This window comes from Thermoanaerobacter sp. A7A (assembly GCF_000445185.1).
Lineage (GTDB): Bacteria > Bacillota > Thermoanaerobacteria > Thermoanaerobacterales > Thermoanaerobacteraceae > Thermoanaerobacter.
Map to the genome: position 1 here is coordinate 1 of NZ_AVAF01000050.1, position 13,584 is coordinate 13,584.

The 13,584-nt window shown below is 34.5% G+C and carries 16 protein-coding genes; 15 read left to right on the forward strand and 1 reads right to left on the reverse strand.

Annotated features, from left to right (window positions below; all coding sequences use genetic code 11):
- The first annotated feature begins 187 nt into the window (after nucleotides 1–187).
- Nucleotides 188–724 (forward strand): ECF transporter S component, encoded by a 537-nt coding sequence (locus M663_RS0103135; RefSeq protein ID WP_004400965.1) that lies wholly within the window; start codon nucleotides 188–190, stop codon nucleotides 722–724.
- 45 nt (nucleotides 725–769) lie between these two features.
- Nucleotides 770–1,537: a type III pantothenate kinase gene (locus tag M663_RS0103140; RefSeq protein WP_029687895.1), complete on the forward strand. Its 768-nt coding sequence runs from the start codon at nucleotides 770–772 to the stop codon at nucleotides 1,535–1,537.
- A 6-nt stretch (nucleotides 1,538–1,543) separates the two neighbouring features.
- Here the strand turns inward: M663_RS0103140 and M663_RS0103145 are convergent, their stop codons facing one another.
- Complete coding sequence (locus M663_RS0103145) at nucleotides 1,544–2,653, reverse strand: endospore germination permease (protein WP_029687896.1); 1,110 nt, start codon at nucleotides 2,651–2,653, stop codon at nucleotides 1,544–1,546.
- 95 nt (nucleotides 2,654–2,748) lie between these two features.
- On the opposite strand from M663_RS0103145, the gene M663_RS0103150 reads away from it, so the two are divergent.
- The 13 genes from M663_RS0103150 to sfsA all read left to right on the forward strand — a co-directional run bounded on the left by M663_RS0103150 (nucleotide 2,749) and on the right by sfsA (nucleotide 13,579).
- Nucleotides 2,749–4,284, forward strand: coding sequence for a spore germination protein (locus tag M663_RS0103150; protein WP_029687897.1), 1,536 nt, complete (start codon nucleotides 2,749–2,751; stop codon nucleotides 4,282–4,284).
- Between the two features lies 1 nt (nucleotide 4,285).
- Entirely contained in the window at nucleotides 4,286–5,470 is a 1,185-nt protein-coding gene (locus tag M663_RS0103155) for a Ger(x)C family spore germination protein (protein ID WP_004400961.1), read from the forward strand.
- Between the two features lie 5 nt (nucleotides 5,471–5,475).
- Nucleotides 5,476–5,703: a hypothetical protein gene (locus M663_RS0103160; RefSeq protein ID WP_003871473.1), complete on the forward strand. Its 228-nt coding sequence runs from the start codon at nucleotides 5,476–5,478 to the stop codon at nucleotides 5,701–5,703.
- Nucleotides 5,704–5,813: 110 nt separating this feature from the next.
- Nucleotides 5,814–6,338: a helix-turn-helix transcriptional regulator gene (locus M663_RS0103165; RefSeq protein WP_003871472.1), complete on the forward strand. Its 525-nt coding sequence runs from the start codon at nucleotides 5,814–5,816 to the stop codon at nucleotides 6,336–6,338.
- 4 nt (nucleotides 6,339–6,342) lie between these two features.
- Entirely contained in the window at nucleotides 6,343–7,251 is a 909-nt protein-coding gene (locus tag M663_RS0103170; protein WP_029687898.1) for a hypothetical protein, read from the forward strand.
- Between the two features lie 13 nt (nucleotides 7,252–7,264).
- Complete coding sequence (locus M663_RS0103175; RefSeq protein WP_003871470.1) at nucleotides 7,265–8,353, forward strand: NAD(P)H-binding protein; 1,089 nt, start codon at nucleotides 7,265–7,267, stop codon at nucleotides 8,351–8,353.
- Nucleotides 8,354–8,516: 163 nt separating this feature from the next.
- Nucleotides 8,517–8,990, forward strand: a complete 474-nt coding sequence (gene greA, locus M663_RS0103180; RefSeq protein ID WP_003867815.1) for a transcription elongation factor GreA — start codon at nucleotides 8,517–8,519, stop codon at nucleotides 8,988–8,990.
- Nucleotides 8,991–9,009: 19 nt separating this feature from the next.
- On the forward strand, nucleotides 9,010–10,509 hold the full coding sequence (gene lysS, locus M663_RS0103185; RefSeq protein ID WP_004400958.1) for a lysine--tRNA ligase: 1,500 nt from the start codon (nucleotides 9,010–9,012) through the stop codon (nucleotides 10,507–10,509).
- A 107-nt stretch (nucleotides 10,510–10,616) separates the two neighbouring features.
- A complete protein-coding gene (gene folE / locus M663_RS0103190; RefSeq protein WP_004400956.1) occupies nucleotides 10,617–11,183 on the forward strand; it encodes a GTP cyclohydrolase I FolE in 567 nt (188 codons plus the stop codon).
- 11 nt (nucleotides 11,184–11,194) lie between these two features.
- Nucleotides 11,195–12,007 carry a dihydropteroate synthase gene (gene folP / locus M663_RS0103195; protein WP_004400954.1) on the forward strand — a complete coding sequence of 271 codons (813 nt, stop codon included), beginning with the start codon at nucleotides 11,195–11,197 and terminating at the stop codon, nucleotides 12,005–12,007.
- Nucleotides 12,004–12,504 (forward strand): 2-amino-4-hydroxy-6-hydroxymethyldihydropteridine diphosphokinase, encoded by a 501-nt coding sequence (gene folK, locus M663_RS0103200; RefSeq protein WP_003867819.1) that lies wholly within the window; start codon nucleotides 12,004–12,006, stop codon nucleotides 12,502–12,504. Before folP ends, folK begins: the two co-directional genes overlap by 4 nt.
- Before the next feature lie 3 nt (nucleotides 12,505–12,507).
- Entirely contained in the window at nucleotides 12,508–12,876 is a 369-nt protein-coding gene (gene queD, locus M663_RS0103205; protein ID WP_009052980.1) for a 6-carboxytetrahydropterin synthase QueD, read from the forward strand.
- A gap of 10 nt (nucleotides 12,877–12,886) precedes the next feature.
- Nucleotides 12,887–13,579 (forward strand): DNA/RNA nuclease SfsA, encoded by a 693-nt coding sequence (gene sfsA, locus M663_RS0103210; RefSeq protein WP_009052979.1) that lies wholly within the window; start codon nucleotides 12,887–12,889, stop codon nucleotides 13,577–13,579.
- Nucleotides 13,580–13,584 lie beyond the last annotated feature (5 nt).

Below are 13,584 nucleotides of genomic sequence, written 5' to 3' on the forward strand. Positions count from 1 at the left end.
GTAAAAAAATTATAAAAAAAGGTACAAAGCAAAAAACATTGAATTAAAAAATTATTGATGAGTAAGACTTTTTTTGGTAAAATAGAGTTGCGGGTATCGTCTTCGAACCTGACAACCGATAAAAATTTAATATTGTTGGGCGTTCGGAACGGTATCCTGAAAAGGAACCGGAACGGGGGTGAGTAGGTTGCAAATTAAAGCAGTTAGAGAAAAGGAAAAAGGCAAGTTAACGAAGATTTCTTTAAGGCAGATCACTGTAGCAGGGATGTTGGCTGCAATATCTATTGTTTTATCTACCACTGTTTTGGGCTACATTCCATTAGGGATTGCTAATGCTACTACAATGCATATCCCGGCAATTATAGGTGGAGTATTAGAAGGCCCTATTGTAGGAGCTTTTATAGGCTTGATTTTTGGCCTTACCAGCTTTATAAGGCAAAATACACCTCTTTTTGCTGACCCTATAATTGCCATATTGCCTAGAATTTTTATAGGAGTGGTAGCTTATTATACTTACAAATTAACTAAAAATGTTGGTATTGCAGCAGCATTAGGTACTTTAACAAATACCATCGGTGTTTTGGGTTTAGCAGTGCTTCTAAAATATATGCCACTTAAGGTTGCATTATTTGTAGCTTTAAAAAATGGCATATTTGAGATTATTGTAGCTGTGATATTGACAACAATGATAGTAAAGTCTTTGAAGAAAGTGTATAATAAATAACAAGCAGGCTTATGCCTGCTTAATTTTAATAAGAAGGTGATGGATTTGCTTTTAGCTTTTGATGTAGGAAATACAAATATTGTAATGGGAATTTTTAAAGGGAAGAAACTCTTGCATTCTTTTAGAATATCTACAGACAAGAATAAAACTTCTGACGAATATGGGATGTTGATAAATCAGCTTTTTGAATACAATGGTTTAAAGCTTAGAGATGTAGATGCAGTTATAATTTCTTCTGTTGTACCTCCTATTATGCACACACTTGAATCAATGACTATAAAATACTGCAATACCAAGCCTTTAATCGTGGGTCCTGGGATAAGGACAGGAATAAACATAAAATATGATAATCCAAAAGAAGTAGGGGCAGATAGGATTGTAAATGCTGTAGCTGCTTATGAAATATATGGAGGCCCTGTGATAGTAATAGATTTTGGTACAGCTACTACTTTTTGTGCAATTTCTAAAAATTGTGAGTATTTAGGTGGAATAATTGCTCCTGGATTGGCAATATCTGCTGATGCACTTTTTCAAAGAACTGCTAAACTTCCTAAAATTGAACTTACAAAACCGCCTACTGTTATTTGCAAAAATACAGTGGCCAGCATGCAATCAGGCATCATATATGGACATGTTGGAATGGTGGATTATATAGTAAGTAGAATGAAAGAAGAATTTGCACCAAATGCATATGTAGTAGCAACAGGCGGTTTTGCAAAAATGATTGCAGAAGAGTCAAAAACTATTAATACAGTAAATGATATGCTCACTCTAGAAGGTTTAAGAATAATCTATGAGAGGAATGCAGACTAATTCCTCTCATTTTATTTTTCTAATTTTCGCAATGATATAAAGAACTATAGGGAAAAATACTTCAAACCAAAAGGCTTCAAGAGGGAAAAACCTCTGTATGTAAGTGTACAATCCATCTAAATTTTCAGATACATTTTCTGCTAATGGGATTAACAAAGTAGCAAGGGGTAATAGAATAAAGCGATAGTCTGGGGTTTTTATCGTTTTAGCTAATCCTTTTGCGAAGAGATAAGTAAATATTACAATTTTAAGATAAATTCCCATTAACCACATTGCCATTACCAATGAATCAAATCGCTGTATGTAATCGCTAATTCTTATATTTCTCACCATTTCCAAAGCTGTAAATTGGAAATTCGCTGCAGTTTTTGCTCCAAATATTCCTATTGCTAAAACTCCCAACATCATGCTAAGAGCTAATATTCCAAGGCTTAATATCCCTCCTTTTAAAGCCTTTTCTTTTTCTGAGATATGAGGGAATATAAGAAGTATTATTACCGTTTCAAGCATGAAGGAAGTAATGAGGATTGAACCTATTATTGGCGGCTTTATGCCGTCTTCAAGTATTGGGAGAAAATTTGTCATATCAACTTTTGGAAGGTCCAAAGTGATTACAAATGCCAATAGGAGCATTCCAAAAGGAAATAAAAACTCATTTAGTTTGACAATTGCTAAAAAACCTTTTGAGACGGTGTACATTACTGATATCATCAAGACTACATAGAAAACTATTGGGGGGGTGTGAGGCATAAAAGCATTGACCATGATCTCTATTAATTCTCTCATTACCAATGAGACAATGCGCAATATATAGAGCAAGTAAAGGAATGTTATTATTTTCCCTATAAATTTTCCTGTTATTTTATCTACATAGGAAAATAGCATCTCTTCTTTAAAGAGTATTGCCAGCTTATAATAAAAAACAAAGACAATGCTAGAGGTTACAAAAGATATCACCACAGAAATCCAAGAGTCTTGCTTTGCGGCTAATGCCACGAAAGAAGGCAAAAAAACGTCCGCCGTTGATAGAACAGTTGTGACCAATAAAAATATCATTTGCTTTGTAGAGATTTTCTTTTCTGAAGTCCTTTCATATTGCCTTATTCCTTTAAACATATCCGACTCCTAAACATATTTTTTTTATTATTTCTCTAAAACCAACATAATATTCTAAAAAAAACTTGAAATAATAATATTTGGAGGTGTATAAAATGCCCCATAAATTGCCTGATCCACAGTATGTAAAAGAAAATTATCAATACATGACTCTTAGCAAAGAATTAGAAGAAAATATATATATATTTCAAGTGCTTTTAAAAGGGAATAATGACATGGTTTTTAGGCAAATTAGCATAGGAGATAAAAAAGTTAAAGCTTTTTTAGTATATGTAGATGGAATGGTAGATAAGTTGTTAATTACTCGAAATATTTTAGAGCCAATAATGATAGAGACAAGAAAGTTGAATAAAATCATATACACTAATGACCAACTCTTTAATTATATAAATGAATATTTTATAACAACTTCAGAAGTAAATGTAAAAGATAAAATTGGAGATATAATAGACGACTTACTTTCTGGAGAGACAATACTTTTAATTGATGGAGTGGAAAAAGCATTAATCATTTCTACAAAGGGATGGGAAGGAAGAAATATAGCTGAGTCTACTACAGAATCCTATGTAAGAGGTCCTAAAGAGGCTTTTGTAGAAACTTTAAGAATAAATACTTCTATGCTTAGAAGGAGAATAAAACACCCTGATTTTGTAATTGAAAATATGAAAATAGGTAAATATTCTAAAACTGATGTTTCTATTGCTTATATAAAGAGTATTGCAGAGGATAAAGTAGTTCAAGAAGTGAAAAAAAGATTAAAAAAAGTTCAAATTGATGGAGTAATTGACAGTGGCTATTTAGAAGAATTTATAGAAGATAATCCTTTTTCTCCTTTTCCACAAATAGCTCATTCTGAAAAGCCAGACAAGGTGACTGCAGAAATTTTAGAAGGAAAAGTGGCAATATTAGTTGATGGTTCGCCCTTTGCATTAATGGTTCCTGCAGTATTTGTACAATTCTTTCAAGCTGCTGAAGATTATTATGAGAGATATTTCTTGTCATCAGCTCTCAGAATTTTAAGAATTGCTGCGATGTTTATTGCTCTTTTATTTCCATCTATATACATTGCAGAAACTACTTTTCATCAGGAAATGATACCAACGCAACTGGCTATTTCTATTGCTGCTCAAAGAGAAGGAGTGCCTTTTCCAGCACTTTTGGAGGCATTATTCATGGAAATAACCTTTGAAATTTTAAGGGAGGCGGGTATAAGACTTCCTATGCAAGTAGGACAAGCAGTAAGTATAGTAGGCGGTTTGGTAGTTGGGCAAGCAGCTGTTCAAGCAGGACTCGTGTCTCCTGCAATGGTGATTGTAGTTGCAATGACAGGAATAGCTTCCTTTTCAATTCCTGCTTATAACGTTGCGATAACTTTTAGACTCTTGAGATTTATTATAATGATTGCAGCAGGGACTTTAGGCTTTTTTGGGATAATAATGGTGGTTATGATGATACTAGCTCATATGGCATCACTAGAATCTTTTGGAGTGCCATATCTTGCACCTATGGCACCAAGTAAGACTCAAGAGTTGTCTGATGTGCTTATAAGGATACCATGGTGGGCAAAGATATTAAGACCTCGAACTATACAGAGAAAAAATATTGTAAGGCAGGAGGATACAAGAGGATAATATGAAAAGATTTATAATATTAATTTTGACAATTGCCATTTTACTGACGGGTTGCTGGGACAAGAGAGAAATAAATCAATTAGCATTTGTCCAGGGATTAGGTATTGAAAGAGGAAAAGACGACATGATACATCTCATTGTAGAAATTTTAAAACCGGGCCTTCTTACAGCAGGTGGAGGCGGTACCGGTGGGACTGGAGGAGGAAGTGCAGCTGGCAAACCTTATGCTGTCTTCCAAGCCAGTGGTGTAGATTTTGCGAAAGCTTTTGCTAATTTAAATGATGAGTTGCCAAGGAGCCTTTTTATGCAATATAACGAAATAATATTTTTAGATGAAAAATTTGCGCGCTCAGGGATATATCAAACTTTAGACTTTATGACGAGAAATCCTGAGTTTAGGAGGACTGCCTATATATTAGTTGTAACAGGGGGAAGCATACAAGAACTTTTTAATCTTCCCAGCTCTAATGAACTGGAAAGATATCCTTATAAAGAAGTTATGGGGCTTATATCAAATCAGGCAAATACGGCTTCTTCTTATGTTTCTGATTTAAATGAATTTATTGAAACATTGGAAATTCCTAAAAAAGCGCCTATTACAGGAAGACTCGTGATTGTAAAAAAAGATGGAAAAGCCACAGGGATTAGACTGTCTGGCTCTGCAGTGTTTGACAATGACAAATTAATTGGCTTTTTAGAAGAACAAGATACAAAAGCAGTTGCTACACTTATGAATAAATTAAAAAGAAGTACCTTGACTTTAGATAAAGGTCTAAAAGGAGAAAAGGCCCATATCTCTCTTGTAGTTACTAAAGCGCGCACACAAATTTCTCCTAAAATAAAAGATGGTGATATTTCTTTCGACATAAAAGTAAATGTAGAAGCTTATTTAAATGAGCAAGAAACAAAATATGAGTTAACTGAGCCAGAAAACCTGGAGAAATTGCAAACCATGGTAAGCAAAAAAATAAAAACTGCCATAGAACATGCCCTTTTTATACTTCAAAAGAAGTACAATGTTGATGTAGTAGGGTTTGTAGACATTTTGCACAAAAGAAATCCTGCATTATGGAAAGAAGTTGAAAAAGATTGGGATAAAATTTACCCTGATGTGAAATTTAACGTAGCAGTAAAATCAGTTATAAAAAGGTCAGGACTGTCTTCTAAGCCTATACATCCGAGGTGAGATAAATGATTTTTAAAGTGATTATGCTTACTCTTTTATTTGTCCTTTTTTCTTTTATTGAGGTGCCAAGACTTGTAAGAGAAAAAAAGGTCAAGGAGGTTGTTGTGTTTTTTGTCTTTTTAATTGCAGGATATGTATTTAATCTTCTTTACCTTTTAAATGTTCAAATTACTTCCACTAATAGAATAATTAATCATTTATTAAAACCTATTGAGAAGTTTTGGGGTCAATAGTCCAGAAAAGTTTCTGGATTATTTTTCTTTTTAGTATTGAAATTTTTTTAAAAAAGTATTAAAATTGTAATTAATGTGAGCACAAAATGTGCACACTGGAGGTTGTGCAAATGAAATTTATTAAAATTGGTGATAAGACTATAAATTTAGAGAAATTGCACGGCATAATAGATAAAATAATTGAAATGAGACAAAATGGTCTTTCACAGCAAGAGGTTGCCTCTCGCTTTAAAGTTGACAGAAGTTTTGTATCGAGACTAGAAAGTTTAGGTGAGGTTAGAAAAGGAGGAAATATTGCTGTAGTAGGTTTTCCTATAAAAAATAAAGAGGAATTGGAAGAGCTTTTAAGAGAGTGGGGAGTTAATTTTACACTTCTTTTGTCTGAGAAAGAGAGATTGAGCTTGGCTGAAAACATGAGTGGTGTGGAGCTTTTTAACATGGTAATGGACTTGATTGCTAAAATTCAATCTCACGACGTGATAATATTTTTAGGTTCAGACAAAAGGAGCCAATTGGTAGAAGCTATATTTGACAGAGATATCATAACTATAAATATTGGACATTCTCCTTTGACAGAAGATGTATATGTTGACCCTGAAGTAGTAAAAGAGATATTGAATTCATTGAAAGGGTGAAAATATGAAGAGGGTTGTAAGTATAAGCATAGGTTCTTCCACAAGAAATAAAACAGCAGAGGTAGAGATTTTAGGAGAAAAATTTATAATAGAAAGAATAGGAACTGATGGGGACTTGAAAAAAGCCATAGAACTTATTAAAGAGTTGGATGGAAAAGTTGACGCTTTTGGAATGGGAGGAATAGATTTATACCTTTCAGCAGGCAATAAAAGATATATCATAAAAGATGCATTGCCGTTAAAAAATGCAGCAAAGATTACGCCAATTGTGGACGGCTCGGGGCTTAAAAATACACTTGAAAGAAAAGTAATAAAATACATACAGAAAAAAGGAATAGTTGATTTAAAAGGGAAAAAAGTGCTTATGACAAGTGTTATGGACAGGTTTGGCATGGCACAAGCTTTTTATGAAGAGGGTGCACGACTTATTATAGGGGATTTGATGTTTGCTTTGAATATCCCTATACCCTTGCATTCCTTAAAGGTTGTGTATTTTCTTTCTTTTATCATTGTGCCGATTGTGGTACGTCTTCCCTTTGAAATGATTTATCCCACAGGAGACAAGCAATTGAAAATAGATAGTAAAAAATATGAAAGATTTTATAAAGAAGCAGACATAATTGCAGGTGATTTTCTTTTTATCAAAAAATACATGCCTGAAAGGCTCGATGGAAAGATAATTGTGACTAACACAGTTACACAGGAAGATGTGGAAATGATGAAAGAGAGGGGGGTGAAAATATTAATTACTACTACCCCCAACATAAATGGTAGGTCTTTCGGAACAAATGTGATGGAAGGAGTTCTTGTAGCAATAGCAGGTAAAAAACAAGAAGAAATGACGTCACAAGATTACGATGAACTTTTGGATAAAATAGGTTTTGAACCTAGAATAGAATATTTACAAAAATAGGGAGGTAATAAATATGCATAAATTTGGTTTTATAATACATCCTATAGAGTACGAAGATGTAAGCCGCAAGTTTAAAATAATGGAGAAGTTTCCCAAAAGAGTTGTAGAAGGTTTTACAAGACTTCTTCCTCCTATGAAAGTTTCCGAAATAACAGGGGTTAAAAGCGAATATGCTGAGACAGAAGGTTGGTTTGTGGCGGTTCCTTTGACCTCTGAACAAATGTTAAAATTGCCTGAGGACTATGTTTTAAATAAAATAATAAAAGCGGTAAAAATTGCAGAAAATTTAGGTGCAGAAGTTGTCGGCTTGGGGGCTATGACCTCTGTTGTAGGAGATGCAGGGATAACAATTGCTAAAAATTCAAACATCGCTGTAACTACTGGCAACAGTTATACAGTCGCTACAGCAATAGAAGGAGCAGTAAAAGCCGCAGAGATGATGGGTAAAGATGTAAGAGATTCTCATGTTGTTGTGATAGGAGCAACAGGCTCAATAGGTAAAGTCTGTGCAGAAATTTTGTCCCGAGATGCTAAATACATGACACTTGTAGCACGAAATAAAGAAAAATTGCAAAACTTTAGAGACTATCTTTTAACAAAAACGGGCATGTCTGCCCATATCACTTCAGATGTAAAAGAAGCCTTAGAAGACGCGGATATAATAATCACTGTTACAAGTGCAGTAGATACGGTGATAAAACCCGAATATCTAAAACCAGGGGCTGTTGTATGCGATGTAGCAAGACCGAGAGATGTGTCAAAGGAAGTTGCGGATAAAAGAGATGATGTTTTAGTCATAGAAGGTGGAGTAGTAGAGGTGCCTGGCGATGTAGACTTCCACTTTAACTTTGGTTTTCCACCTAAAACAAGTTATGCCTGTATGGCAGAGACAATGATTCTTGCTATGGAAGGACGAATTGAGAATTATTCTTTAGGGCGAGATTTGACTGTAGAACAAGTGGATGAGATATCAAAACTTGCTAAAAAGCATGGGTTTAAATTGGCGGGATTTAGAAGTTTCGAGCGAGAAGTTACAATGGAAAAGATAGAATCTGTGAGAAAAAACGCTAAAAAGAGATTACAAGAGTGGAAATTTGCATAATTTAGACTTGACTTTATTTGTTAACTGATTTATAATAATCCACATGGAAAATTACACAAGCACTGCTGAAGCAGTGCTTGTGTATTAATATTAACATAAATTTCATTATTGCTACATATGAATAAAATACAATTTTCAATTTTTATAAAAAGGAGAATCGTCTATGAGTAAGCCTGTAATTTTAACTTATGAGGGACTTAAAAAATTAGAGGAAGAATTAGAATATTTAAAGACGGTCAAAAGAGCTGAAGTAGCAGAAAAGATAAAACAAGCGAGAGCATTTGGAGATTTAAGTGAAAACTCAGAATACGACGAAGCAAAAAACGAGCAAGCATTTATAGAAGGAAGAATAGCTACCTTAGAAGCCATGCTTAAAAATGCAAAAGTGATTGACGAAGAAGACATAAAACTTGACCAGGTTAGCATTGGCTGTACTGTAAAAGTGTATGACGAATCCTATAATGAAGAAGTAGAGTATACAATTGTAGGTTCAGCAGAAGCTGACCCAATGAATAACAAGATATCTGACGAATCTCCAATAGGGAAAGCGCTTTTAGGGAAAAAAGTAGGAGATGTTGTCTCTGTTGAAGTTCCTGCTGGAATTATAAAGTTAAAAATATTAGAAATACGCAAATAAAGGGTGATGGAGGTATAATATGTCTAATTCAAATGATAACATTTGGAACAACACTGAAGAACTCAATGAACTTTTGCGAATAAGAAGAGAAAAATTAAATATTTTAAGAAGCATGGGAGTAGAACCTTACGGTATTGACAGGTTTGAAAGGACTAATGTATCCTCTGATATTAAAAACGATTACGAGAATTTTGAAGGCAAAGTAGTGACTCTTGCAGGACGAATTATGTCCAAAAGGGCCCATGGCAAAGCTTCTTTTGCAGATATTCAAGATAGAGATGGCAGGATACAGATTTACGTTAAGTATGATACAGTAGGAGAGAAGAATTATGAAATTTTTAAAATCCTCGACATTGGAGATATAATAGGGGTTACAGGCGAGGTATTTAAATCTAAAACTGGTGAAATAACTATTCGCGTAACAGACTTTAAGCTTTTGTCTAAATCTCTTCAAATACTTCCAGAGAAATGGCACGGTTTAAAAGACCCTGATTTGCGTTATAGACAGAGATATACGGATTTAATAATAAATCCCGAAGTAAAAGAGGTATTTTTAAAGAGGACGAAAATAATAAAGGCGATAAGAGAATTTCTTGACAATAGAGGATTTTTAGAAGTGGAGACTCCTATTCTTCATACTATTGCGGGTGGGGCTGCAGCACGACCTTTTATTACTCATCACAATGCTTTAGACATTGATATGTACTTGCGAATTGCTTTAGAGCTTCACTTAAAAAGACTTATTGTCGGTGGCCTGGAAAAAGTATATGAAATGGGCAGAGTTTTTAGAAATGAAGGAATGGATATAAGGCACAATCCGGAATTTACTTTGTTGGAACTTTACGAAGCCTATACGGATTATTACGGTATGATGGAACTTACAGAACAATTATTTGCCTATGTGGCCCAAAAGGTTAACGGTACTACGAAAATAGTTTATCAAGGAACAGAAATAGATTTGACACCTCCTTGGAAGAGAATTACTATGGTGGATGCAATAAAAGAATATGTAGGTGTAGACTTTAATGAAGTTAAGGCAGATGCAGAAGCAGTAGAGATAGCGAAGAGATTAAACCTTGAGACAAAAGAAGGAATGAAAAAGGGAGAAGTAATAGCACTTGTTTTTGATGAGCTGGTAGAACAACATTTGATACAGCCAACTTTTGTTATGGATTATCCAGTAGAGATTTCTCCTTTAGCTAAGAGAAAACACGACAATCCAGCATTTACTTCTAGATTTGAAGCCTTTATTTACGGAAGAGAAGTGGCTAATGCCTTTTCAGAATTAAATGACCCTATAGACCAAAAAGAAAGGTTTTTAGAACAATTAAAACAAAGAGAAGCCGGTGACGAAGAAGCCCATATGATGGATGAAGATTTTATAAATGCTCTTGAGGTTGGTATGCCACCGACTGGAGGATTGGGCATAGGGGTAGACAGACTTGTGATGTTTATGACAGATGCTTATTCTATAAGAGATGTGATATTATTCCCGACAATGAAACCTAGAAATGATTAGAAAAGCAGTCGAAAGACTGCTTTTTAACTTTTTTGTAAGGACTGGCTTTTTAGAGATAAAAATAATATAATAAAGTTGTCGACTTTTTAAATAAAGGGGTATCACATATGATAGATAAAGAAAAGATTAAAAAAGCGGTAAGAGACATACTTGAAGCCATAGGGGAAGACCCAGATAGGGAGGGGCTCCTTGAGACTCCTGATAGGGTTGCAAGGATGTATGAAGAGATTTTTGCTGGCCTTCATACGGATGTAAAAGATGTTATAAAGATTTTTCAGGAGGATGAACATCAAGAAATAATACTTGTAAAAGATATTCCGCTTTATTCTATGTGCGAACATCATCTCTTGCCTTTTATAGGAGTTGCCCATGTGGCCTATTTGCCTAGAAAGGGTAAAATTTTAGGCCTTTCAAAATTAGCCCGTATAGTAGACATTTTAGCAAAAAGACCACAGCTTCAAGAGAGGTTGACAAGTGAAATTGCAGATACAATAATGGAAGCAGTGAATCCCTTAGGTGTTGCCGTTGTCATTGAGGCAGAACATTTGTGTATGACAATGAGAGGTATCAAAAAACCGGGGGCTAAGACTGTTACTTCTGCTTTGAGAGGAATATTTAGAACAGATGAAAAATCAAGGGCAGAGGTAATGTCTTTAATCAACTCTAAAAAGTAGGGAGGGAGACCATGTTATTTAGGTGCAGAGATAAAAGTCTGGAAATTGGGAAGAGAACTTACATAATGGGAATTTTAAATATGACTCCTGATTCTTTTTCAGATGGGGGAAAATATAATACTTTAGAAAAAGGTATAGAAAGAGCTCTTCAAATGATAGAAGAAGGAGCTGACATAATAGATGTAGGTGGAGAGTCTACAAGGCCGGGACATACTCCAGTGGATGAAGAAGAAGAAATGAGAAGAGTTATACCTGTCATTGAAAAGCTTTCAAAAATTTCAAATGTCATTATATCTGTGGATACTATGAAATCAAATGTGGCACTTCGAGCTTTAGAAGCAGGTGCTCACATAGTAAATGATGTATGGGGACTTCAAAGGGACCCCAAAATGGCGGAAGTAGTTGCAAAATACAATGCAGGTGTAATAATGATGCATAACAGCAATGTAGCAGAATATGAAGATGTTGTTCAGGATATAATAAAATTTTTACAAAAAAGCATGGAGATAGGAGAAAAAGCAGGAATTGATAAAAGTCAAATGGTAGTAGATCCAGGGATAGGTTTTGGAAAAACTTTAGATCATAATCTTGAGGTCATGAATCGATTAGAAGAATTAAAAGTTTTAGGACTTCCTGTGCTTTTAGGTACTTCTAGGAAATCCATGATTGGAAAAGTTTTAAACCTTGAAGTAGAGGATAGATTGGAAGGGACTGCTGCAACAGTTGCTGTTGGGATTGTAAAAGGGGTTGATATTGTACGCGTTCACGATGTAAAGCAGATGTTAAGAGTTGCTAAGATGACTGATGCGATGGTGAGAAGATGAGTGAAGTGTATTTATCTTTAGGTTCTAATTTAGGAGATAGGGAAGAAAATTTAAAAAGAGCCGTTTTTGAGTTAGAACACTGGGAAGGCATAATTTTAAAGAAGCTTTCTCCTATTTATGAAACAAAACCTGTAGGATATTTAAACCAGGATATGTTTTTAAATATTGCAGTTGAAGTGGAGACAAACATTGGGCCTTATGACTTACTAAAAGTTGTAAATGAAATTGAAAAAAAATTAAAACGAGAAAGACTCATAAGATGGGGTCCAAGGACTATTGATATTGACATACTGTTGTACGATGATATTGAATTAAAGGATGAAGTGTTGAGTATTCCTCATCCGAGAATATGGGAGAGAGCTTTTGTGTTGATTCCTCTTTCGGATATAAACCCTTTTATAAAAAAAGGAGATGTGTATATTAAAGATTTAATAGCGGAGTTGCCTGATAAAGAAGGAGTTAAGCTGTATAAAGAGAATTGGTACAATGGGGTGTAAAAAATGAAAGTGACAAAAATTTTTACTTTTGACAGTGCCCACAATCTTATAAATTACAATGGGAAGTGTGAGGAGCTTCACGGTCATACCTATAAGCTGGAAGTTACAGTTGAGGGGAAGCCTGACGGAGAAGGAATGGTAATAGATTTTGTGAAGCTTAAAGAAATAGTAAATGAGAAAGTTGTAAAAAAGCTTGACCATAAGTATTTAAATGAAGTTTTAGGATTTAACACTACTTGCGAAAATATTCTTTTGTGGATATGGAAAGAATTGGAGCCTGTGTTTAAAGGAGATAACTATCATCTTTATAAATTGAGATTGTGGGAAACCCCTACAAGTTTTGCAGAAATTACCGAAAAAGATTTAGTATGAGGTTTTTAAAATGGTGATTACAAATCCAATTGTTTACGGGAAATTCATAAAGAGAATCAATAGATTTGAAGCTTATGTAGAGTTAAATAGCGGAGAAAAGACTTTAGTACATGTGCCTAATACGGGAAGGTGTAAAGAGATATTTGTCCCGGGAGCAGAGGTTATCCTTGAAGTAAGAGATAGGCAAGGCAGAAAAACACCCTACGAGTTGGCTTTTGCTTATAAGGGGAAAAGACTTATATCTATCGATTCACAAGTGCCTAATAAAGTAGTTTTAGAAAGCATAAAGATGGGGCTTATTGAGGAATTTAAAGGCTATGACATTGTAGAAAAAGAAAAAACTTTTGGGAACAGTAAGTTTGATATAAAGCTTACAAAAGGGAAAGAGATATGCTATGTAGAAGTCAAAGGAGTAACTCTGGAAGTAGAAGGTGTTGCAAAATTTCCTGATGCTCCCACAGAAAGAGGAAGGAAACATTTAAAAGAACTTATAAAAGTAAAAAAAGAAGGTATGAGGGCAGCAGTAATTTTTTTAATTCAAATGGATGATATAAAATATTTTACCCCTAATGACGAGCAAGACCCGGAGTTTGGGAAGTTTCTAAGAGAGGCTGTAGGTAAAGGAGTAGAAGCTTATGCTTATACCTGTGATGTTGGAGAAAACTACGTATTTTTAAAGGACAGGGTAGAGGTGGTGCTATAGCCCTG